This is a genomic window from Pseudomonas sp. S2_A10, assembly GCF_054668465.1.
The window spans coordinates 2,971,660-2,993,422 of record NZ_CP162773.1; the positions used below are offsets into that span (position 1 = coordinate 2,971,660).

General features: G+C 60.2%; 19 protein-coding genes. 10 read left to right on the forward strand and 9 right to left on the reverse strand.

Going from position 1 to position 21,763, the window contains the following annotated elements:
- Positions 1–128 precede the first annotated feature (128 nt).
- Entirely contained in the window at positions 129–629 is a 501-nt protein-coding gene (locus AB4N41_RS13350; RefSeq protein WP_039759287.1) for a phosphate-starvation-inducible protein PsiE, read from the forward strand.
- Here AB4N41_RS13350 and AB4N41_RS13355 read toward each other — a convergent pair.
- Together AB4N41_RS13355 and AB4N41_RS13360 are read right to left on the reverse strand one after the other, a co-directional pair.
- On the reverse strand, positions 626–943 hold the full coding sequence (locus AB4N41_RS13355; protein WP_016771632.1) for a DUF3509 domain-containing protein: 318 nt from the start codon (positions 941–943) through the stop codon (positions 626–628). The genes AB4N41_RS13350 and AB4N41_RS13355 overlap by 4 nt on opposite strands.
- Before the next feature lie 264 nt (positions 944–1,207).
- Positions 1,208–2,584: an L-serine ammonia-lyase gene (locus AB4N41_RS13360; protein ID WP_236169704.1), complete on the reverse strand. Its 1,377-nt coding sequence runs from the start codon at positions 2,582–2,584 to the stop codon at positions 1,208–1,210.
- A 135-nt stretch (positions 2,585–2,719) separates the two neighbouring features.
- On the opposite strand from AB4N41_RS13360, the gene AB4N41_RS13365 reads away from it, so the two are divergent.
- Positions 2,720–3,667 carry a LysR substrate-binding domain-containing protein gene (locus AB4N41_RS13365; RefSeq protein WP_016771630.1) on the forward strand — a complete coding sequence of 316 codons (948 nt, stop codon included), beginning with the start codon at positions 2,720–2,722 and terminating at the stop codon, positions 3,665–3,667.
- 200 nt (positions 3,668–3,867) lie between these two features.
- A complete protein-coding gene (locus AB4N41_RS13370; RefSeq protein ID WP_016771629.1) occupies positions 3,868–4,275 on the forward strand; it encodes an HPF/RaiA family ribosome-associated protein in 408 nt (135 codons plus the stop codon).
- Between the two features lie 987 nt (positions 4,276–5,262).
- Here AB4N41_RS13370 and fecA read toward each other — a convergent pair.
- From fecA to AB4N41_RS13385, 3 genes are all read right to left on the reverse strand, one after another.
- Positions 5,263–7,596: a TonB-dependent Fe(3+) dicitrate receptor FecA gene (gene fecA, locus AB4N41_RS13375; RefSeq protein WP_252877468.1), complete on the reverse strand. Its 2,334-nt coding sequence runs from the start codon at positions 7,594–7,596 to the stop codon at positions 5,263–5,265.
- Positions 7,597–7,740: 144 nt separating this feature from the next.
- On the reverse strand, positions 7,741–8,673 hold the full coding sequence (locus AB4N41_RS13380; RefSeq protein ID WP_252877469.1) for a DUF4880 domain-containing protein: 933 nt from the start codon (positions 8,671–8,673) through the stop codon (positions 7,741–7,743).
- Entirely contained in the window at positions 8,670–9,200 is a 531-nt protein-coding gene (locus AB4N41_RS13385; protein WP_252877470.1) for a sigma-70 family RNA polymerase sigma factor, read from the reverse strand. The genes AB4N41_RS13380 and AB4N41_RS13385 overlap by 4 nt, the downstream gene beginning before the upstream one ends.
- Before the next feature lie 146 nt (positions 9,201–9,346).
- Here AB4N41_RS13385 and AB4N41_RS13390 point away from each other — a divergent pair, with 146 nt between their 5' ends.
- The 6 genes from AB4N41_RS13390 to AB4N41_RS13415 all read left to right on the forward strand — a co-directional run bounded on the left by AB4N41_RS13390 (position 9,347) and on the right by AB4N41_RS13415 (position 15,754).
- Positions 9,347–9,652, forward strand: a complete 306-nt coding sequence (locus AB4N41_RS13390) for a DUF3649 domain-containing protein (protein ID WP_041479671.1) — start codon at positions 9,347–9,349, stop codon at positions 9,650–9,652.
- A complete protein-coding gene (locus tag AB4N41_RS13395) occupies positions 9,649–11,232 on the forward strand; it encodes a PepSY-associated TM helix domain-containing protein (protein ID WP_252877471.1) in 1,584 nt (527 codons plus the stop codon). The genes AB4N41_RS13390 and AB4N41_RS13395 overlap by 4 nt, the downstream gene beginning before the upstream one ends.
- The gene (locus AB4N41_RS13400; protein ID WP_252877472.1) at positions 11,232–11,558 is read left to right on the forward strand and encodes a DUF3325 domain-containing protein; all 327 of its coding nucleotides are present in this window, start codon (positions 11,232–11,234) and stop codon (positions 11,556–11,558) included. Before AB4N41_RS13395 ends, AB4N41_RS13400 begins: the two co-directional genes overlap by 1 nt.
- 1 nt (position 11,559) lies before the next feature.
- Positions 11,560–12,126 (forward strand): RNA polymerase sigma factor, encoded by a 567-nt coding sequence (locus tag AB4N41_RS13405; RefSeq protein WP_016771621.1) that lies wholly within the window; start codon positions 11,560–11,562, stop codon positions 12,124–12,126.
- Entirely contained in the window at positions 12,123–13,112 is a 990-nt protein-coding gene (locus AB4N41_RS13410) for a FecR family protein (protein ID WP_252877473.1), read from the forward strand. The genes AB4N41_RS13405 and AB4N41_RS13410 overlap by 4 nt, the downstream gene beginning before the upstream one ends.
- 212 nt (positions 13,113–13,324) lie before the next feature.
- Positions 13,325–15,754: a TonB-dependent siderophore receptor gene (locus AB4N41_RS13415; protein ID WP_460137833.1), complete on the forward strand. Its 2,430-nt coding sequence runs from the start codon at positions 13,325–13,327 to the stop codon at positions 15,752–15,754.
- A gap of 463 nt (positions 15,755–16,217) precedes the next feature.
- Here the strand turns inward: AB4N41_RS13415 and AB4N41_RS13420 are convergent, their stop codons facing one another.
- Entirely contained in the window at positions 16,218–17,093 is an 876-nt protein-coding gene (locus AB4N41_RS13420; protein ID WP_252877475.1) for a helix-turn-helix domain-containing protein, read from the reverse strand.
- Between the two features lie 140 nt (positions 17,094–17,233).
- Here AB4N41_RS13420 and AB4N41_RS13425 point away from each other — a divergent pair, with 140 nt between their 5' ends.
- On the forward strand, positions 17,234–18,136 hold the full coding sequence (locus tag AB4N41_RS13425; RefSeq protein WP_252877476.1) for a DMT family transporter: 903 nt from the start codon (positions 17,234–17,236) through the stop codon (positions 18,134–18,136).
- Between the two features lie 18 nt (positions 18,137–18,154).
- On the opposite strand, the gene AB4N41_RS13430 is transcribed toward AB4N41_RS13425, so the two are convergent.
- From AB4N41_RS13430 to AB4N41_RS13440, 3 genes are all read right to left on the reverse strand, one after another.
- Positions 18,155–18,664: a DUF2165 family protein gene (locus tag AB4N41_RS13430; protein ID WP_460137834.1), complete on the reverse strand. Its 510-nt coding sequence runs from the start codon at positions 18,662–18,664 to the stop codon at positions 18,155–18,157.
- Between the two features lie 139 nt (positions 18,665–18,803).
- Positions 18,804–19,778 carry a 2-hydroxyacid dehydrogenase gene (locus AB4N41_RS13435; RefSeq protein ID WP_252877478.1) on the reverse strand — a complete coding sequence of 325 codons (975 nt, stop codon included), beginning with the start codon at positions 19,776–19,778 and terminating at the stop codon, positions 18,804–18,806.
- A gap of 1,263 nt (positions 19,779–21,041) precedes the next feature.
- Positions 21,042–21,416 (reverse strand): DUF6124 family protein, encoded by a 375-nt coding sequence (locus AB4N41_RS13440; protein ID WP_041479475.1) that lies wholly within the window; start codon positions 21,414–21,416, stop codon positions 21,042–21,044.
- Positions 21,417–21,763: the final 347 nt, after the last annotated feature.

Consider the following 21,763-nt stretch of genomic DNA (forward strand, 5'->3'; position numbering starts at 1 on the left):
GGATTTGCGGCGGATCGCCATGATGCGTGGCCCTGAACCTGCATGAAAACCGTTGCTACAAGGCGCGCGCGCAAAACCGTCACGTGCGATACGCATCATCCGCCCGAAACGGGCTAAGGAAACTCATCGTGAAAATAAATTGGGCCGAGAAACTGCGGCGTAACGTGCATCAACTGGCCGAGTCCCTGGGCAACCTGTTCGTCGAAACCTTTCACTATCTGGCGCTGTTCGCCATCGGTGCGGTGACAGCGTGGGCGGCGGTGATGGAGTTTCTCGGGATGCTCGAAGTCGGGCACATCAAGATCGATGACATTCTGTTGCTGTTCATCTATCTGGAACTGGGCGCGATGGTCGGGATTTATTTCAAGACCAACCACATGCCGGTGCGCTTCCTGATCTACGTGGCGATCACTGCACTGACGCGCCTGCTGATCTCCAACGTCTCGCACCACAACCCGCCGGACATGGGCATTATCTACCTGTGCGGCGGCATTCTGCTGCTGGCGTTTGCGATCCTGGTGGTGCGTTACGCTTCGTCGCAATTCCCCTCAGTGAAGATCGAGAACCCGCAGCGCAAGCTCGGCACGGGCTCCAGCGAACATCCTGAAGTGGAGAAGGGCGAGCTTTAAAGGCCCGCCGCCTGGCCCGGCTGGCCCTTGACGCGTGGCGGTGGCGGGGTCAGCCCGGCGCCGCTGGTCATGGCTTCGAGAATCGACATGGCGCTGTGGCCCTGTTCGATGGCGATGCCGAACTGGATGCTTTGCACCAGCCTCTTCAAACGCTCGGGATCGTTGCGCTGTTCGGCGCTGATCATGCGCTTGGCCACGATGCGCCCCGCGTTGGACAGCGTCAGCATGATGCTGCCGTCCAGGCCCTGAATGCTCAGATTGATCTGATAGTCCGGCGCGAAAGCATCGGTAATGATCTGAAATGGGTTGTCCATGATGCGTCACCGCCTGATTGAACGTGCAGTTGTTGACCGGCCATGATCTGATTTGGTTCGCAACACCAGACCACTGGCATCTCGTTCGCTGAGGTTTGCAATGTCCGTTTGCCTCAAGGGTGATGTAGCAAGGCGCATGCCGGAAAAATTGTCGAACAATAAACACGGCGAAAAAAACGGCGAGCCTCGGGGCTCGCCGTTTTTTTGTGGCGCGTTTTCAGGGCAGGAATGAGCGGATGATCGCTGACAGTGCAGTCAGGCCGATCAGCACTCCACCCAGTTCACCGCCAGCCCGCCCCGCGAGGTTTCCTTGTACTTGTCGTGCATGTCGGCGCCGGTGTCGCGCATGGTGCGGATCACCCGGTCGAGGGAAATGAAGTGATTGCCGTCGCCGCGCAGGGCCATTTGCGTGGCGTTGATCGCCTTCACCGCCGCGATGGCATTGCGCTCGATGCACGGCACTTGCACCAGGCCACCGACCGGATCGCAGGTCAGGCCGAGGTTGTGTTCCAGGCCGATTTCGGCAGCGTTCTCCAGTTGCTCCGGTGTCGCGCCGAGGACGTCGGCGAGGCCGGCGGCGGCCATTGCGCAAGCTGAACCGACTTCGCCCTGACAGCCGACCTCGGCACCGGAGATGGAGGCGTTTTTCTTGCACAAAATGCCCACGGCGGCTGCACCGAGAAAGAACGCGACGACGTCATCGTCAGACGCGTCCGGATTGAATTTCATGTAGTAGTGCAGAACGGCCGGAATGATGCCGGCGGCGCCATTGGTCGGCGCGGTGACCATGCGCCCACCGGCCGCGTTTTCTTCGTTGACGGCAAGGGCGAACAGGTTGACCCATTCCATTGCCGACAGGGTCGAACTGATCACATTCGGTTTGCCGATTTCCAGCAGGCTGCGATGCAGTTTCGCCGCGCGGCGCGGTACTTTCAGACCGCCGGGCAGGATGCCTTCGTGGCGCAAACCTTGTTCGACGCACTCGCGCATCACTGACCAGATGTGCAGCAGGCCTTGGCGAATCTCGGCATCGCTGCGCCAGGCGCGTTCGTTGGCCATCATCAGTTCGGACACGCGCAGATTGTGCTTTTTGCACAAAGCGAGCAGTTCGGCGGCGCTGGAAAAATCGTAGGGCAACACCACGTCGCTGGCTGGCGCCACGCCAGACTCGGCTTCAGCCGCTTCGACGATGAAACCGCCGCCCACCGAGTAATAGGTTTGCGTGAGCAGCTCGGCGCTTTCGCCAAATGCGCTCAGCGACATGGCGTTGGGGTGGTAGGGCAAGCTGTCGTCGAGCAGCAGCAGATCGCTCTGCCAGTCAAACGCAATCGAGCGTTGACCGGCGAGGGACAGTTGTCCGGTTTCGCGCAGTTGCTGGATGCGTGGATCGATGGTCGAAGGATCGATGCTGTCCGGCCACTCGCCCATCAGGCCCATGACCGTCGCGCGATCGGTGGCATGGCCAACGCCGGTCGCAGACAGTGAGCCGTACAGACGAATTTCCACACGTCGCACGTCATTGAGCAGATGCTGGTCGATCAGGGCCTGGGCAAACGTCGCCGCTGCACGCATCGGACCGACGGTATGGGAACTGGACGGGCCGATGCCCACTTTGAATAGATCGAAAACACTGATAGCCATGCTAAACCCTTACAAGCAATGGAGTAGGAATCGCTGCCATTTTTTGTCGGACAAGCGCAATGTCGGCGATACTGCCTGCCTCGGTTCGAGGTGACCAACGAAACCTCCTAAGACAGCCTTTAGCAGGACTAAACAATGAGTCGTCAATTGCATGCCCAGACCTACGTCTGGCTGCAGGTGTTTGCCTGTGCCGCGCGGCACCTGTCCTTCACCCGTTGTGCCGAAGAGCTGCACATCACCCCGGGCGCGGTCAGCCAGCAGATCCGCCAATTGGAAGAGCGCCTGGGCTTTCGCCTGTTTCATCGGCGCGCGCGGGGTGTTGAGTTGAGTGCACAGGGGCAGCGGCTGGCGATTACCGTCAATGAAGCCTATGGCAGCATCGATGCGGAATTGCGCCGGCTGGACGCCGGGATGATCAGCGGGACTCTGCGGTTGCGTTCGATCCCGTCGTTTCTCGGCAAGTGGCTGACCCCGCGCCTGCCGCGCTTGCAGCAACGCTTTCCGGACATCCAGTTGCGCCTGGTGGCCGAGGACAGCAGCGTGCCGTTGCACGAAGGCGATTTCGATCTCGCCATCGATCTCAACGATGGCAGTTACCCCGGATTGTTATCCACAGCCTTGCTCGACGAGCAGATTTTCCCGGTGTGCGCGCCGAGCCTGTTACGTGGGCGACCGCCGTTGCACGGGCCCGCGGATCTGGTGCATTTCCCGTTGCTGCACGACATCACCGCCTGGCGTGGCAGTTACGAATACGCGGAATGGGAGTTCTATTTGAATGCGATCGGCTTCGAAGGCGCCGATGTGCGGCGCGGCCACACGTTCAATCGCAATCACTTGACCATCGAAGCGGCGATCGCTGGCATGGGCGTGGCGATTGCCCGGCGCACGTTGCTCAATGATGAGCTGGAGCGCGGCACTTTGATTGTGCCGTTCGGGTTGTCGGTGCCCAACCATAAACGCTACGTGCTGCTATATGCGCCGGGGGCGTTGAGCCATCCGGGCGTGCGCGCTGTGCATGACTGGCTGGTGGAGGAGGCGGGGATTTTTCGCAGCCTGCACCCGCTGAATGAGCAACAGATGTGAGCAGATTTTTCTGCGGAGCGGGTCGACCCAACTCCCGACATTAACAGCGCCTCGCTCGGTTGTCCGGCTTTTTTTGCGAATGAATATTTTTCTTTTTTCAGGGGTTGAAATGTTCGTCGCTCGGGCCGATTGTTGTAACCAGGAGGTCAGGAAATTCAACTCAAGGCCTCCAGCGAGCTAGCTGAAATAAGGGATGAACTATGCAAATCCAAGTCAACAGCGATAACCATATTCAAAGCAGTAAGCGACTGGAGGAGTGGGTACGTACAACTATTGAGAGCACGCTCGACCGTTATGAAGAAGACCTGACCCGTGTCGAAGTCCATCTGAGCGACGAGAACGGCGAAAAACCAGGTCCCCATGACTTGCGCTGCCAACTGGAAGCGCGGCCAAAAGGCCACCAACCGATTTCCGTGACCCACAAAGCCGATTCGCTGGAACAGGCGATCGACGGTGCTGCCGAGAAACTCGAGCACAAACTGGATCATCTGTTCGGCAAACTGCGAGGTAAACCACGCGCCGCTGTAGTGCCATTTACCGGTAAAGCCAACGACAAGCTGTTGGCGGAAGAATTCGACGAGAACGAACAGGCAGCGATCAACAGTTGATGCGCTGATTTCACAAGTAACCAAAGGAGAACGGGCCTGCTGATGCAGGCCCGTTTTTTGTTTGTGGTGTTGGTGATTGCTCGCAGGGTTTAAGACCGTAGCCCCTCACCCCAGCCCTCTCCCGAGGGAGAGGGAGCCGATCCCGGTTGTTTTCAAGTCCAGCGTTCGGCTCGATATTGCAGGCGAGCGTAAAGCGTAAATACACCTCGGTCAGTCCCTCACCCTCTGGGAGAGGGGGCCGATTCCGGTTGTTTTCAAGTCCAGCGTTCGGCTCGATATTGCAGGCGAGCGTAAATCGTAAATACACCTCGGTCAGTCCCTCACCCTCTGGGAGAGGGGGCCGATCCCGGTTGTTTTCAAGTCCAGCGTTCGGCTCGATATTGCAGGCGAGCGTAAATCGTAAATACACCTCGGTCAGTCCATCACCCTCTGGGAGAAGGGGCCGATTCCGGTTGTTTTCAAGTCCAGCGTTCGGCTCGATATTGCAGGCGAGCGTAAGCGTAAATACACCTCGGTCAGTCCCTCACCCTCTGGGAGAGGGGGCCGATCCCGGTTGTTTTCAAGTCCAGCGTTCGGCTCGATATTGCAGGCGAGCGTAAATCGTAAATACACCTCGGTCAGTCCCTCACCCTCCGGGAGAGGGGGCCGATTCCGGTTGTTTTCAAGTCCAGCGTTCGGCTCGATATTGCAGGCGAGCGCAAATCGTAAATACACCTCGGTCAGTCCCTCACCCTCTGGGAGAGGGGGCCGATTCCGGTTGTTTTCAGGTCCAGCGTTCGGCTCGATATTGCAGGCGAGCGTAAATCGTAAATACACCTCGGTCAGTCCCTCACCCTCTGGGAGAGGGGGCCGATTCCGGTTGTTTTCAGGTCCAGCGTTCGGCTCGATATTGCAGGCGAGCGTAAAGCGTAAATACACCTCGGTCAGTTCCCTCTCCCTTTGGGAGAGGGTTAGGGTGAGGGGCTTTTGATCTTCGATGGGGTGGGGTCAGAACGCCACCGACGTCTGCACATAAACCGTCCGCGGCTCTCCCACGTACTTGCCCTTGTTGTTGTCATCGAACGAGCGTGTGAAGTACTGCGTGTTGAAGATGTTCTTCACCCCCACCGCCACATTCAAATCCGACAGTTGCGGTCCGAAGTCATACCCGGCGCGGCTGCTGAACAGCATGTAACCGGGGATCTTGCCGGTGCTGCCATCGGCACTTTCCTTCGAGGTGTTGGCGTTGTCGGCAAACTGGTCGCTCTGGAAGCTGCTGTCCAGATTCAGCTTCCATGGCCCTTCGATATAACCGACGCCAATCGTGCCTTTGTGCTTGGAGGAAAAAGGCACGCGATTGCCTTTGTTTGGCCCGTCTTCGCGAATGGTCGCATCGACATAGGCATAACTGGCGTAGACATCGAAACCGGCCAGCGCCGGACTCAAGTCATCGAGCGCGTAATTGACGCTGGTCTCGATGCCCTGATGGCGGGTTTCGCCGCGAGCGATCACCGAGTCGTTGGTCTGGTTGCTTTCGTACTGGTTGTCGAAGTTGATCAGGAACGTACCGATTTCAGCGCGCAGGGCACCGTTGTCATAGCGCGTGCCGAGTTCCCAGGTGCGGGCCTTTTCCGGTTTCACCTCGCCGCTGCTCACGCGATTGGGCATCTGGCTGTATTGCACGCTGCCGAACGAGCCTTCGGTGTTGGCATACAGATTCCAGCTGTCGGTGAGGTGATAGAGCACGTTCAGCGCCGGCAGCGCGGTGTTGTAGTCGCCCTTGTATTTGACGTTGGTCAGGTTGTTGGTCTGCTGCGACTCGATCATCTCGTAGCGCACGCCCGGGGTGATGGTCCATTTGCCGATGTCGATGCGGTCATCGACGAAGAACGCATTGGCTTCGGTACCACCGCGAGTGTCGCGGTCGTTGCGGCTGCTGGTGGTCGGGTATTCGTTGGCGCTGATCGGCGTGCGATAGCGCAGTTCGTGGCCGGCCTCATTGATGTAGCGGTAGCCGACGCCGACTTCGTGGCTGCTCGGACCGAGGTCGAAGCCTTGGGCGAAACGGGTTTCCAGACCACGCACCCAATACTCGCGAGGCGACAGCGAAAGAAACGTGCCCTGATCCAGATAACCGCTGCGCAGGGTTTTGGTGAAGAAGGTGTTGGCGGTGAACTCGCGGCGATCTTGCTGATAGCGATAGCCGAAGTTGAACATCGTGCGGCGCCCCCAGAACTGGTCTTTCGGTCGCGTCGACTGATACGGATCGGCATCGTAATCGGCGACATTGAGACCGCCGGGCATGTCGGCCTTGCCCTCGTAATACTGGGCCATGGCGTTGAAGCTGTTGGCGTCGTCGAGCTGGTACTTGCCCTTGAGGATCAGGTCGTCGATCTCGGTATCGCTGTGTTCACGCCAGTCACCACCACGGGTGCCGGAGTACAGCAAGGCGCCACCGAGGCCGTTGGCGTTGGTGCCGCCGGCCAGCAGATTGGCGCTGGTCTTGAAACCGTCGTGGCTCGACGATGGGCTGGTTTCAGTCTGCAAACCTCCCTTGACCGTTGGCTCGTCGGGAATCGCCCGGGTGACGAAGTTGACCACGCCGCCGACGTTCTGCGGGCCGTAACGTACCGCACCGCCGCCACGCACCACGTCCACGGCATCCATGTTGCCCATGCTGATCGGCGCGAACGAAAGCTGCGGCTGACCATACGGCGCGAACGGCACCGGGATGCCGTCCATCAATACTGTCGAGCGTGCGGCCAGGCGCGGATTCAAACCGCGAATGCCGAAGTTCAGTGCCATGTCGTGGCTGCCGGTGCCGTTGTTCTCCGGCGCATTCACACCGGGGATGCGGTTGAGCACGTCGCGGGCCTGGGTCGCGCCCTGGCGTTCGAACTCTTCGCGGCGGATCACATCACGCGCGCCGGGGTGTTCGAAGACATTGATCTGCGCCGCATCGCCGAGCCAGTCGCCGACTACGGTCGAGGTGCCCAGCTCCAGCGCCGCGTCAGCCAGCGGTTGCAGGCTGAAGGCGTTATTACCCTCGGCGCGGGCTTGCAGGCCGGTGCCTTCGAGCAAGGCATCGAGGCCTTGTTGCACGGTGTAGTTGCCTTCCAGACCACGGCTCTGCACACCGCTGGTGACTTGCGAACCGAAGGAAATCAGCACGCCTGCTTCACGGCCAAACTGGTTGAGCGCGGTTTCCAGCGACGCCGGGGCGATGTGATAAACCTTGGCTTCGGCACCCATCGCGGCGGGCAGGGCGGTGAAACTCAGGCTGGCGCCGAGCAGAAGATTGCGCAGGCTGCGGGCCAGTGGCGTAAGGCGGGTGGGCTGCATGTGGATGATCCTGAGAAGGTGGAATCAAGGGGGCTTTCCTTCTCTGTCACGCCAGATCTGAAAAACGGCTCATTTTTTTTAAAATCAAAAGATCGCAGCTTTCTGTAGGAGCTGCCGATGGCTGCGATCTTTTGATCTTGCTTTTTAAACCCGCGCTTCGACGCTCACCCAATAACGGGTAAAGCGCTTCACTTGCACCGGCAGACTGATCTGCAGCAGGTCGAGAATCCGCTCGCTGTCATCCAGCGGATACGTCCCGGAAATCAGCAGGTCGGCAACCTGACTGTCGCACCGCAGCTGCCCGCGCCGGTAGCGGCCAAGCTCTTCGAGGAAATCGCCGAGGCGCATATGGGCGGCGACCAGCATGCCGTCGGTCCAGGCGCCGCTGTTGGCGTCCAGCGGTTTAGCCTCGCTGACCGAGCTGGCAGTAAAACTCAACTGCCGCGCGACCGGCAGCAGCAGGGGCGCACGCTGGTTGGCAATAAGTTCGACTCTTCCTTCAAACAGCGCGATCTGCGTGCGATCGGCAAACTGCCGCACATTGAGGCGCGCACCTTGGCTTTTCAGCACGCCGTGTGCCGTACGTATTTCGAACGGATTCGCAGCGCTCAACAGCATTTCGCCTTCAAGCAGACGAATCAACCGCTGCGCACCATCAACATCAACCGAGCTGGCGGTATTGAGCTGCAACGAATCGGCACCGCCCAAGGCAATCTTGCGTCGCTGGCCGACCGGCGTGCGGTAATCGGCGAGCAGCGACGGCAACGGAGTGTGCTCGCGCATGCCCCAGGTCGCCGCTGAGCCTGCACCGAGAATCAGCAGCATTTTCAGCGCCTGACGACGGCTGCCAGACTTCGGTCCGTTCAACGCGGCGTGGGCCAACGGCGACGACACGCCGCGCAAGCGCTGGTTGACCCGTTGCATGTGTTCCCACGCCCGGCGGTGTTCGCTGTGTGCATCCAGCCATTGTTGCCAGGCCTGTTGCTGGCGCGGGGTGAGCGTGCCCTGCTGCATTTCCAGCAGCCAGTGCACCGCCTGTTCGGCGACCTGAGCGGAAAATTCCGGCACATGATTCATAAAGCGAAATAGCAGCGCATGGCCGCTTTGTTCAAATGGCGTTTGACCGTGGCCACCGAAATACCCAGTTCTGCGGCGATCTGTGGATAAGTCAGACCATCGACCTGCGCGAGCAGAAAGGCGCGTTTGACCTGGCGCGGCAAGCCGTCGAGCAGCTCATCGAGTTCGATCAACGTCTGCAGGATGATCGCTTTGTGCTCTTCTGACGGCACGACCATTTCAGGCATCTGCGCCAGCGTCTCGAGGTAGGCGCGTTCCACATCCTGGCGTCGGTAATGATTGAACAGCACGCGCTTGGCCAGGGTGGTGAGAAAGGCGCGCGGTTCGATGATCAGCGGTGGCTCGCGAGCGGTCAGCACCTTGATGAACGTGTCCTGGGCCAGATCCGCAGCGCTGTCGGGGCAGCCGAGCTTGCGCCGCAACCAGCCGGTGAGCCAACTGTGATGGGCATGGTAGAGCGATTCGACGGGATGGGCGGGCGGCAACGAAATGACTCCGGACGCAAAACTTGCGTAGAGAACGTGCATTAGAGAACAAGAACGGTTCGCATTGTAGAGGCTGGCGACAGTGTCCGGCAATCAGATGCTTTTGCGTATGAGAATATTTATCATTAATATTGCTCGCCTGTAGATTCGGCTTGTCGGCCGAACGTTTTTCGTTTCAGGGTCGAAACATGAAAGGCAAACTCGCCACCCTTCCCATGTCCTATCGTCTGGCCGTCACTTCGCGGGTACTGGCAGCGATTTTCGGCGGCTATCTGGTCGCGGCGCTGGCCAGTGTCACCCTGACGTTGTGGCTGCCGCTGAACCGCGCCGAAGCCGTGGTCACCGGCATGACCGTGTCCTTTCTGGTCTATCTGGTCGCGGTGCTCTGGTGCTTTGCCTGCCGCAGCGCGTGGTCGGCGTGGGTCGGCCTGCTGGTGCCGAGCGTGATTCTTGCCACCGTTTCCGGTGCCGCGCGCGGACTGGGGCTGGCATGAAAGAGGGTTTCCGCCAGGCGATGGCCTGGCTGCACACCTGGGCCGGGCTGGTGTTCGGCTGGCTGCTGTTCGCGATTTTTCTCACCGGCACGCTTGCTTACTTCAAAGACGAAATCAGCCACTGGATGCAGCCGGAAATTGCTGCGCATTCGCTCGACAGCGAAGCGAGCCTGGCGCTGGCGCAAGATTATCTGCAGCAACACGCCGCCGGTGCCTCGCGCTGGCTGATCGACTTGCCTGATGCCCGCGACCCCGGTCTGACGGTGCGCTGGCAGCAGGCGCCGGGCAAACCCGGCGAGCGCGGCCGCTTCGAATCCCGAACTCTCGACGCTCAGACCGGGGCCGAGGTGCAGGGCCGCGAAAGCATGGGCGGCGAGTTCTTTTACCGTTTCCACTTCCAGTTGCAGATGCCTTACCCGTGGGGGCGCTGGCTGGCGACCCTCGCCGCGATGGTGATGTTCGTTGCACTGATCAGCGGCATCATCACCCACAAGAAAATCTTCAAGGACTTCTTCACCTTCCGCCCGCGCAAGGGCCAGCGTTCCTGGCTCGACGGGCATAACGCCGTGGGTGTGCTGGTGCTGCCGTTTCATTTGATGATCACTTACAGCAGCCTGGTGATTTTCATGTCGATGGTGATGCCCGCCAGCATCGTCGCCTCTTACGGCAGCGACGTGCGCAAGTTCTACGACGAAGTCTTTCCCGCCTCGAAGACGCCCGAGCGTGCCGATATCTCCGCGCCGCTGACCGCCATGGCGCCGCTACTGGCCAAGGCCAGCGAGCAGTGGTCGGGCGGCCATACCGCGCGCCTGTCGGTGAGCAACCCGGGCGATGCCAGCGCCACGGTGGTGCTGTCCCGCGCGGGCGATCGGGTGGTGCATGATTTCGGCCGGGCGGTGACCTTCAATGGCGTCACCGGGCAGCTTCTGAACAGCACCCCTGATCAACCCATGGCGATGGTGGTGGGTGGCGCGTTCTACGGTTTGCACATGGGCCATTTCGCCGGGCCGCTGTTGCGCTGGCTGTATTTCCTTTGCGGACTGGCCGGTACGGCAATGATCGGCACCGGGCTGGTGATCTGGCTCGGCAAGCGGCAGCTCAAGCACCTAAAAAGCGCGGCGATGCCCTTCGAATTGCGTTTGGTCGAGGTGCTGAATATCGCCAGCATGGCCGGCCTGGTATCGGCGGTGGCGGTGTTCTTTCTGGCCAATCGACTGTTGCCGGTGAGTCTGGCGGGGCGGGCCGATTGGGAAGTGAATGCGTACTTCATAGCCTGGGGGCTTAGCCTGTTGCACGCGGTATTGCGTCCGGGACGCAAGGCGTGGATCGAACAGCTGACGCTCGGCGCCGCGCTGTTTATCGCGGTGCCGCTGATCAATGCGCTGACCACACCGTGGAATCTTGGCGCGACCCTGATGCAGCGCGACTGGGCACTGGCCGGATTTGATCTGACTTGTCTGGCGACGGGGCTTTTCCTCGGCTGGGCTGCGCGCAAGATGCAGCGTCCGGGGGACCGCGTCAGCGTTCGCAAAGCAAGTCCTTCGCCTCGCTCGATCACAGTTGAACAGGGGGCCAACTGATGCTGCTGGCCCTGTTGCTCACCTATGCCGGCTTCACCGCGTTGTGCCTGTCGATGCCACGCCATCATGCCGAGTTGCTCGGCGCCAAACCGTCGACGCGCCGCCGTCAGGGTCTGGCGGTGGCGGGATGGCTGTTGCTGGCGCTTTCGCTGTGGGCGGCGGTCGCGGCCAGTGGTTGGAGTTTCGGTCTGGTCGACTGGTTCGCAGTGCTGATGCTCAGCGCTTTGGCATTGGTGCTGTTGCTGCCGTATCGCCCGCGTCTGGCCATGGCACTGGCCGGGTTGAGCCTGCTGGCGAGCCCGGTCGCCGCATGGGCGCAGTGCTGAAGTGCTGATCGGTCTGCCGCCGGAATCGCGTGACGATGAAGCGCGTGGCGCGCGTGCGCATTTTCTTCAGGTGTTTCTGTCCCAGCGTGCGCAAATGGAAGCACTGGTGAACCGCCGCGTCGGTTGTCGGGCGACGGCGGCGGATCTGGTCCAGGATCTGTTTTTGCGCTTCTGGCGGCGGCCGCTGGTGCAGGTCGAAGAACTCAGCACCTATCTGCTGCGCTGCGCCGGCAACATCGCCATCGATCATCTTCGCAGTGAAGGCACGCGCACGCGGGTCAACGAAGGCTGGCAGCCGGACGAACCCGACAGCCACGGCAGTGAGCCTCAGGCCGCGCTGGAAGCGGGCAACGATCTGCGCCATGTCGAAGCCGCGTTGCGCGCCTTGCCCGAGCGTACCCGGCAGATCTTTCTGCTCAATCGCATTCACGGGCGCAAGTACGCCGAGATCGCCAAGGCCATGGGCCTGTCCCAAAGTGCCGTGGAAAAACATATGATGCGCGCCCTCGAGGCCTGCAAGGCCAGCCTGCGCGACCCCGCGCCACGCCTGCCAGGGAAAGCACCGTGAAGCCATCCGATCCGATCACACCGACGCCGGCCCAGGAGCAGGCCGCGCTGGCCTGGCTGAGCCTGTTGCACGACCGCCCGAGCACTGGCGATCAACTCACCTTCAGCCAATGGCTGCGCGCCGACCCGGCCCATGCCGAAGCGTACGCGCAGGCGCAGGTGATCTGGGAACTCAGCGAAAGCCCCGCGCGCACGCTGGCCGAGGAAGATACGCTTGCGCTGCAAGGTTATCTGCAGGCGATGGACGCCCCGCGTCGTTCGCCGATGTTGCGTTGGTCTGGAGCGCTGGCGCTGGCCGCGTGTCTGCTGCTGATGGTCAGCCTCGGCACCGGGTGGCAGGCGCAGCGCTGGCTCGACGATCTGCGCGCTGATCATGTCTCGGCACCTGGAGAAATCCGCACGGTGACTCTGGCCGATCAGTCGCAAGTGACACTGGATGCCGACAGTGCGATTGCTGTGGATTTCAGTCACGGTCAGCGCCGCGTGAAATTGATCAGAGGTGCTGCTTTCTTCAGCGTCACTCACACTGGCGACCCTTTTGTGGTGGCGGCGGAGCAGGGCGAAGCGCGGGTGCTGGGCACCCAGTTCGAAGTGCGCCGGCAACTCCATGGCGCGCAAGTGACGGTATTGTCCGGGCGTGTCGCGGTGACGGCTGATGAGCATGGCCAACAGCAGATTCTTACGGCCGGTCAGCAAGTTGCCTACGCCGAGGGCTCAGCGGAAAAACTGCATGGCGTGGACAGTGAAGCGCAACTGGCCTGGCGTCAGGGTTGGCTGACCTACTACAAGACCACGCTGGCCGATGTCGTCGAGGATCTGCGCCGCTATTACCCGGGGCGGATTGTGCTGCTCAACGATGAGCTGGCGGCGCGCAAGGTCAGCGGCAGTTTCCCGAGCAAGGATCCGCAAGCGGTGCTCAATTCGCTGCAAGGGGTACTGGGATTTGAGCAGCATCGGGTGATGGGACAGTTGATTATTTTGCGCTGAGGCTGCCGGCCTCTTCGCGAGCAGGCTCGCTCCCACAGGGTACGCATTTCAAAGGTGGGAGCGAGCCTGCTCGCGAAGGCGTCAGCCCAGGCAACAAATCCCCCGCAAAATATTTTCAAATTAAAGGTGAGGTAACCCCGAGCCCCATCCGTGTAGTGACTGAAACTGCGAGCCATTCGCATCCGTTGCGGTTCTACACAGGTCATTGAGCAATGAAGTCCAGGGCAAAATCCGGTTCGGTCAAACAGTGGTTGGGCATGTCGGCGTTGAGTTTTTCCGCGTTGGCATTGCTGCCGATGAGTATCGCGCTGGCGGCAGAAGCGGTGAGCAATCAGGCGCAACAGCAATTCAATTTTGCCCTCGCCGCGAAACCGTTGCCGCAAGCCCTGAGCGACTTCAGCCGCGTGACCGGGCAAAGCGTGGTCTACACCGATGAAGCGCCGTACGGCCTCAATGCTCCGGCAGTCAACGGCCAGATGAGCGCCGAACAGGCCCTGCAACGCCTGCTCGGCAATTCCGGCCTGAGCTTTCGCCGCACCGACAGTCATACCCTGGCGCTGGAGCCGATGCCGACCGAAGGGGCGCTCAATCTCGGCGCCACCACCATCACGTCCACGCGCGACGAATCGATGAGCTATCAGCCGCCGGAAACCAGTTCGGTGATGCGCTCATCGGCGTCGCTGCAAGAAATTCCACAGACGGTCAATGTCATCCCGGCGCAGGTCATTCGCGATCAGGCGCCGCGCAATCTCGATGACGCGCTGGCCAATGTCAGCGGCATCACCCAGGGCAACACCTTGGGCAGTACCCAGGACTCGGTGATGACTCGCGGTTTCGGTGACAATCGCAACGGCTCAATTATGCGCGACGGCATGCCGCTGGTGCAGGGCCGTGGCATGAACGCGACCGTGGATCGCGTCGAAGTGCTCAAAGGCCCGGCCTCGTTGCTCTACGGGATTCAGGATCCGGGTGGTGTGGTCAACCTGGTCAGCAAGAAGCCGGAACTGACCCAGTACAACGCCGTGACCGTGCGCGGTTCGACCTACGGTGACGGCAAGAATGGCAGCGGCGGCGCCTTCGACAGCACCGGGGGCCTGGGCGATTCCGGCTTCGCCTATCGCATGGTCGTCGATCATGAAGACGAAGATTACTGGCGCAACTTCGGCACCCATCGCGAGACGCTGATCGCACCGTCGCTGGCCTGGTACGGCGAGCGCACCAAGCTGCTGTTCGCCTACGAGCACCGCGAGTTTCTCACCCCCTTCGACCGTGGCACGCTGATCGATCCGCGCACCAACCATCCGCTGGATATCTCGCGCAAACAGCGTCTCGACGAGCCGTTCAACGACATGGAAGGGCGCTCGGACCTCTACCATTTCGAAGCCGACCACGAACTCAACGACGACTGGAAAGCCCACTTCGGCTTCAGCTGGAACCGCGAAACCTACGACGCCAGCCAAGTGCGCGTGACTGCGATCGACACCAACAAAGGCACACTGACCCGCAGCATGGACGGCACCCAGAATGCGATCAGCACCGATCGTTTCACCACCGCCAGCCTCGAAGGCAAGGTGAATGTACTGGGCATGCAGCATGATCTGGTGTTCGGCGTCGACGACGAATATCGCAAGATCTACCGCGAGGATCTGATCCGGCAGAAAAGCCTGACCACGTTCAGCTATCTCAACCCGGTGTATGGTCGCGAAGTGATGGGCACTACGGTGAGTGCGCCCGACAGCGCGCAGACCGACAAACTGCGCAGCGATTCGCTGTTCCTGCAGGATTCGATTCACCTCAACGAGCAGTGGATTCTGGTCGCTGGCGGACGTTTTCAGGAGTACGACCAGTACGCCGGCAAAGGCGTGCCGTTCAAGGTCAATACCGACAGCAATGGGCAGAAGTGGGTGCCGCGCGCCGGTCTTGTGTATCGCTACACCGACGCCTTGTCGTTCTACGGCAGCTACACCGAATCCTTCAAACCCAACTCGACCATCGCCCCGCTGAGCGGCAGCAGCACCGTGCTCGACGGCAGCATCGCGCCGGAAGAAGCCAAGTCGTGGGAGCTGGGTGCGCGGCTGGATATGCCGGGCAGCATCACCGGCAATATCGCGTTGTTCGACATCAAGAAACGCAACGTACTGGTGGCCAACTCCGAAGGTCCGACGACGATCTACAGCGCCGCTGGCGAGGTGCGTTCACGCGGGCTGGAAGTCGACCTGAGCGGGCAACTCAGCGAGCACTGGAACCTCATCGGCAGCTATGCCTACACCGATGCCGAAGTCACCGAAGACCCGGAATACAAAGGCAAGCGCCTGCAAAACGTAGCGAAGAATTCCGGCTCGCTGTCGGCGGTGTATGACTTCGGCAATGTGTTTGGCGGCGATCAGTTGCGTGTCGGGGCGGGCGCGCGCTATGTCGGCGAGCGTGCCGGCAACGCGGTGAATGATTTTGACCTGCCGAGCTATACCGTGGCGGATGCGTTTGCCACTTACGACACCACGGTTGAGGGGCAGAAGGTCAAGTTTCAGTTGAACGTGAAGAACCTGTTTGATCGCACTTATTACACCTCTTCGGCGAGCCGCTTTTTTGTGTCGATGGGGGATTCGCGGCAGGTTTCGCTTTCCAGCACGCTGGAGTTTTGAGGCAAGATCAAAAGCCCCTCACCCTAGCCCTCTCCCGGAGGGGAGAGGGGACTGACCGTGGGATATTCCAGAGGTACACCGACTTGAACGTGTTGCTTTGAATCCATAATCGATTCGGTGTTTCAGGTCGACGTACAGTGCAAGACAACTCGGTCAGCCCCCTCTCCCTCTGGGAGAGGGGGCTGACCGTGGGATATTCCAGAGGTACACCGACTTGAATGTGTTGCTTTGAATCCATAATCGATTCGGTGTTTCAGGTCGACGTACAGTGCAAGACAACTCGGTAGGCCCCCTCTCCCTCTGGGAGAGGGGGCTGACCGTGGGATATTCCAGAGGTACACCGACTTGAATGTGTTGCTTTGAATCCATAATCGATTCGGTGTTTCAGGTCGACGTACAGTGCAAGACAACTCGGTCGGCCCCCTCTCCCTCTGGGAGAGGGCTGGGGTGAGGGGAAAAGGGCTCAACGCAAAAACGCCTGCCGATACTCGCCCGGCGTCCCACCCAAAACCTGCCTGAACCGATTAGTAAAATGACTCGCACTGGCAAACCCGCACGCCAGCGCAATCTCCCCCAAGGGCAGCGCCGTGCCGCGCAACAATTCCCGCGCCCGGCTCAAGCGCCGCGCCAGCACATATTGATGCGGCGGCAGGCCGAAGCTCAGGCGAAACATCCGCGCAAAGTGATATTCCGATAGTGCACACAGCCCGGCCAGTTGCCCGAGGCTGATGGCTTCACTCAACTGGTTGTCGATGAACTCCACCAGTTGTCGGCGCTGATGTGGCGCCAGTCCGCCCTTCAAGCGCAAGCCCTGTCGCGCACCCACCTGGCTGAGCAAGGTGTGGCTGATCAATTCATGGGCGAGGCTGCTGGTCAGCAAGCGCTCGGCCGGCTCTTGCCAGTTCAGGTTCAGCAACTGCCGAAAGCGCTGCGCCTGCTGCGGATCTTCAAGAAAAGTCTGTTCGCGTAACTGCATCTCGCGCGGCTCCCGATCGAGCAAAGTCACGCAACCGAGGGCGAATTGTTCGGCGCTGAAATACAGGTGCGCCAGACGAATATCGCCATTGATTACCCAGCCCGATTCATGCTCGGCCGGCAGGATGCACAGCTTGTCCGGCCCGCCCTTGCGGCCCGGCTGGCCACGACGGAATGTGCCGGTGCCGCCGGCGACGTAGCAGGACAGCGTGTGATGACTTGGCGCTTCGTATTCCTGGGCATCGTGGTGGTTGGTCCACAAAGCCGCAGACATGCCGTCACCGAGCTCGGCGCTGTGCACCAGACGTGCATTCGGCGAGCGGTTGAGGGCTTGAAAGACTTGCAGGGTATCGATAGCAGCCATGTTCTGTTCTCTCCAACGCCTTGCATCCTACTCCGTAGACGCCGCGCTGCCAGCCTGCCGCCAGACAAAAGCGCAAGATTGTGCAAGCGTCGAAGGCTGCCCGAGGCAGACACTCAAGGCCTGTTTAAGGAGTGTTGGCCATGAACCTGTCGTTGTACCTGCTGACCGTGCTGATCTGGGGCACCACCTGGATTGCCTTGAAATGGCAATTGGGCGTGGTCGAAATCCCGGTGTCGATTGTCTATCGCTTCGGCCTGGCTGCGTTGGTGTTGTTTGCCCTCTTGCTGCTCAGCCGGCGTCTGCAACCGATGAACCGCCGGGGCCACTTGATCTGTGTGGCCCAAGGGCTCTGTCTGTTCTGTGTGAACTTCATGTGCTTTCTGACGGCCAGCCAGTGGATACCCAGCGGTCTGGTGGCGGTGGTGTTTTCTACGGCGACGTTGTGGAACGCGCTGAATGCGCGGGTGTTTTTCGGCCAGCGCATTGCCCGCAACGTGTTGCTGGGCGGTGCGTTGGGGCTGTCAGGTCTGGGGCTGTTGTTCTGGCCGGAACTGGCCGGGCATCAGGCCAGTCCGCAAACCCTGCTGGGGCTGGGTCTGGCGTTGTGTGGCACCTTGTGTTTTTCAGCGGGGAATATGCTTTCGAGCCTGCAACAGAAGGCCGGCCTCAGACCGCTGACCACCAACGCCTGGGGCATGGCCTACGGCGCGGCGATGCTGACGGTGTGGTGTCTGTTCAACGGCATACCCTTCACCATGGACTGGTCGCCGCGATATGTCGGTGCGCTGTTGTATCTAGTGATTCCCGGCTCGGTGATCGGCTTCACCGCGTACCTGACGCTGGTCGGGCGCATGGGCCCGGAGCGGGCAGCTTACTGCACGGTGCTGTTCCCGGTGGTGGCCCTGAACGTGTCGGCGTTTGCCGAAGGTTATCAATGGACCGCACCGGCGCTGGTCGGGCTGGTGTTGGTGATGTTGGGCAACGTGCTGGTGTTTCGTAAACCGAAAGTGCTGTTGTCTGCGGCTCAAGGGAAGTTGGCTTGATAAAACGAGCGCTGATACTCAGCGCTCAACTTTCAAAGTGATGTAGATCATCACCGGGAAGATGAAGTCGACAATATGCCTTGTCCAGTCCTTGGCATTCCAGGATTGCGAAGTGTCCATGTCGAACCATTCGACACCTACAGTTTGCAGGCACACGTAATAAATGAAGATGGCGACCAATATACCCATGATCGAAAACTTCTTGGCTTCATGGAATACCGCTGGCGAGGCATCGATGTAGCGATACAACTGGTAAGTGCCGATCAGGCAGAGCACGGTGTAGATGACTTCCATGGTGATGATGAACCAGTAGATCCGGTGATGGATCATCGGCGAATCAATGGCCCGATACATGATGTTTTCGCTGGCGTTGGTGGTGTCCATGCTCAGGATATGTGCAACGTAAGTGTAGTTGGACTCATAGTCAGTGAAGTTATGGATCATCACCAGCAGGCCAAAGAAACTTATATAAGCCATCAAGATGACTTTGCTGTAACGAATGAGTTTGTCGGTGGTCAGGGTGTTCACGAGGTTGGCTCTCCATGGCAATTAATCAATAAGTTGATAAGTTGCGAGAGCTTATATTGCTGTTACTTGGTCTGGCGTTTTTGTTCGGTTGCAAGTTATGTAAGGTGAAGGCCGGCATAATGTTGCGCCGGCCCTTTTTTCAGCCGCGCCAGACTTGCGGGTTGACCAGATCCTGCGGCCGTTCGCCGAGCAGGGCGCTGCGCAGGTTGGCCAGGGCGCGGTTGGCCATGGCTTCGCGGGTCTCGGTGGTGGCCGAGCCGATGTGCGGCAGGGTCACGGCGTTTTTCAACTGGAACAGCGGCGATTCGGCCAGCGGTTCTTTTTCGTAGACGTCCAGCCCGGCGCCGCGGATGCGATTGTTTTGCAGGGCTTCGATGAGTGCCGGTTCGTCGACCACCGGGCCGCGCGAGATGTTGACCAGGATCGCGCTCGGCTTCATCAGCGCCAGTTCGCGATGGCTGATCAGGTGGCGAGTCTTGTCGCTCAACGGCACTACCAGGCAGACGAAATCGGCTTCGGCCAGCAGCTCATCCAAGCTGCGGAACTGCGCGCCGAGTTCCTGTTCCAGTTCGGTCTTGCGGCTGTTGCCGCTGTAGATGATCGGCATGTTGAAGCCGAAGCGTCCGCGCCGGGCGACAGCGGCGCCGATGTTGCCCATGCCGACGATGCCGAGGGTCTTGCCGTGCACATCACTACCAAACAGCGGGGCGCCGACGCTGGCCTGCCATAGCCCGGCCTTGGTCCAGGCGTCGAGTTCGGCGACGCGGCGGGCGCTGCTCATGATCAGGGCGAAGGCGAGGTCGGCGGTGCTTTCGGTGAGCACGTCGGGCGTGTTGGTGAGCATGATCCCACGTTCGTTGAAGTAGTCGAGGTCGTAGTTGTCGTAGCCGACCGAGACGCTCGAGACCACTTCGAGTTTTGTTGCGCTTTGCAGTTGTGCGCGGCCGAGTTTACGGCCGACGCCGATGAGGCCGTGGGCGTGGGGCAGGGCTTCGTTGAACTGGGCGTTGATATCACCGGTCTTGGGGTTGGGGACGATGACGTCGAATTCTTCTTGCAGGCGTTCGATCATGGGCGGGGTGATGCGGCTGAAGGCCAGGACTGTTTTTTTCATTGGGCTTGGGCTCGTCGGGGCTTGATTGCAAGCACGCTAACATTTTCTCGCTCGGGTTGTCTTGGCGGCCTCTGGGCCGGCCATGCCTTGGTTTGTCTGGTGTGAATATCCGAAGGTTTCGGTGCGGCGGCTGGCGGTTTCGCCTGACGGCGACTTACTTTTTTACAAGCGCCTAAAAAAGTAAGCAAAAAACGCTAGCTCCTGCGTTCGGCCCTCGCAGGCTCGGGTTCCTTCGCTGCGGGATCGATCCGGGCGCAGCGGCTCCGGTTTGCTTCGCTGCACCTACACTCGCTGTGTACGACTGCGTCGTACGGTCGCTGCGCTCCCACGCCCGGATCAATCCCTCCACTCAGCCTTCCGACGTCGCCGGTGGATCAAGATCAAAAGCACTCGAGCTTGCGCTCATTGTTGAGTGGGGCGGCTGCGCCGCGGGCAGCTGCGCTGCTTTGCCTTTGCTTTTGTGGGAGTGAGCCTGCTCGCGATGGCGGCCTGACAGTCGACCTGTTTCTCGCTGATGTACTCGATTCAAACTGTGGGAGCTGGCTTGCCAGCGAAGGCGGCCTGACAGCCGACCTGTTTCTCGCTGATGTACTCGATTCAAACTGTGGGAGCGAGCCTGCTCGCGAAAGCGTCTCCACAGCCAACCTCTCTCTGCCAGATTCACCCTGTCCCTGTGGGAGCTGGCTTGCCAGCGAAGGCGGCCTGACAGCCGACTCATATCTCGCTGATGTACACGATCCAGAATTGTGGGAGCGAGCCTGCTCGCGAAGGCGTCTCCACTGCCAACCCATCTCTGCCAGATTCACCCTGTCCCTGTGGGAGCTGGCTTGCCAGCGAAGGCGGCCTGACAGCCGACTCATATCTTGCTGACGTATACGATCCAGAATTGTGGGAGCGAGCCTGCTCGCGAAGGCGTCTCCACTGCCAACCCATCTCTGCCAGATTCACCCCGTCCCTGTGGGAGCTGGCTTGCCAGCGAAGGCGGCCTGACAGCCGACTCATATCTCGCTGATGTACACGATCCAGAATTGTGGGAGCGAGCCTGCTCGCGAAAGCGTCTCCACTGCCAACCCATCTCTGCCAGGTTCACCCCGTCCCTGTGGGAGCTGGCTTGCCAGCGAAGGCGGCCTGACAGCCGACCTGTTTCTCGCTGATGTACTCGATTCAAACTGTGGGAGCGAGCCTGCTCGCGAAAGCGGTTTATCTGACACCTCGAATGTTGAATGTGCCGAAGCCCTCGCGGTCGGGCTCGCTCCCGGGAGGTCAGCTGCGTGACGGGAGCTGATGGATTTCGTAGTTATCCAGCACGCGGTTCACCGCCAGTTCCGCCAGCATGATCACCTGCTGGATGGCCAATATCGTGTGCCGTTGTGGGCTGTCGACGTGGGCGGCGATGTCGCTGCTCATGATGCTGGCCGAGGCGAGGGATTCGCAGGCGTGGGCCAGCAGGCTTTCGTTGTCCTGGTCCGGGGCGACCTGGAACATGGTGCTGGGTTTGTGGTTTTGCTGCGCGCTGGCGGACGGTTTGAGGGAGTGATCCAGCGCACGCTCGGCGGCGTCGTGGAGTTTCGTTGAGTCGGGGGATTGGTAGGGGGAGGTGCTTGCGGATTCGGGGGGATTGGGTGTGGGTTTGAACATGGCAAAGATCCTTTTGGATTTATGGAGCTGCCATTTTTCGTTTTCCAGGCGAAAGGGGGGGCAGCTGTACGCGGACTGGAAAAACCGGCAAAGAATCAAACCCGGCAGACCCGAAGGTCTCCCACGTACAGCCGCCATAACTGAATACCGGCGCTGAAAGAGCGCGGCATTATGTCATGCGCTGTGATCCTGCGGGTTTTCCAGACCCGGTCGCTGATTCGTCAGCAACCGCCAAATCCTAGCCAGCGCTCTTCCGACGGACAACCTGCAAAACCTGTCGGAAACTTCCTTGAAAACACCGCGATGTAGGAGCTGTCGTAGGCTGCGATTTTTTGATTTTTAAACAA

Coding starts and splice junctions, on each gene's coding strand:
- AB4N41_RS13395 (WP_252877471.1), top strand. CDS start 9,649: ATGAAAGAGGGTTTCCGCCAGGCGATGGCCTGGCTGCACACCTGGGCC.
- AB4N41_RS13440 (WP_041479475.1), bottom strand. CDS start 21,416: ATGTTCAAACCCACACCCAATCCCCCCGAATCCGCAAGCACCTCCCCC.
- AB4N41_RS13420 (WP_252877475.1), bottom strand. CDS start 17,093: ATGGCTGCTATCGATACCCTGCAAGTCTTTCAAGCCCTCAACCGCTCG.
- AB4N41_RS13360 (WP_236169704.1), bottom strand. CDS start 2,584: ATGGCTATCAGTGTTTTCGATCTATTCAAAGTGGGCATCGGCCCGTCC.
- AB4N41_RS13400 (WP_252877472.1), top strand. CDS start 11,232: ATGCTGCTGGCCCTGTTGCTCACCTATGCCGGCTTCACCGCGTTGTGC.
- AB4N41_RS13365 (WP_016771630.1), top strand. CDS start 2,720: ATGAGTCGTCAATTGCATGCCCAGACCTACGTCTGGCTGCAGGTGTTT.
- AB4N41_RS13380 (WP_252877469.1), bottom strand. CDS start 8,673: ATGAATCATGTGCCGGAATTTTCCGCTCAGGTCGCCGAACAGGCGGTG.
- AB4N41_RS13415 (WP_460137833.1), top strand. CDS start 13,325: ATGAAGTCCAGGGCAAAATCCGGTTCGGTCAAACAGTGGTTGGGCATG.
- AB4N41_RS13425 (WP_252877476.1), top strand. CDS start 17,234: ATGAACCTGTCGTTGTACCTGCTGACCGTGCTGATCTGGGGCACCACC.
- AB4N41_RS13385 (WP_252877470.1), bottom strand. CDS start 9,200: ATGCACGTTCTCTACGCAAGTTTTGCGTCCGGAGTCATTTCGTTGCCG.
- AB4N41_RS13435 (WP_252877478.1), bottom strand. CDS start 19,778: ATGAAAAAAACAGTCCTGGCCTTCAGCCGCATCACCCCGCCCATGATC.
- fecA (WP_252877468.1), bottom strand. CDS start 7,596: ATGCAGCCCACCCGCCTTACGCCACTGGCCCGCAGCCTGCGCAATCTT.
- AB4N41_RS13370 (WP_016771629.1), top strand. CDS start 3,868: ATGCAAATCCAAGTCAACAGCGATAACCATATTCAAAGCAGTAAGCGA.
- AB4N41_RS13390 (WP_041479671.1), top strand. CDS start 9,347: ATGAAAGGCAAACTCGCCACCCTTCCCATGTCCTATCGTCTGGCCGTC.
- AB4N41_RS13355 (WP_016771632.1), bottom strand. CDS start 943: ATGGACAACCCATTTCAGATCATTACCGATGCTTTCGCGCCGGACTAT.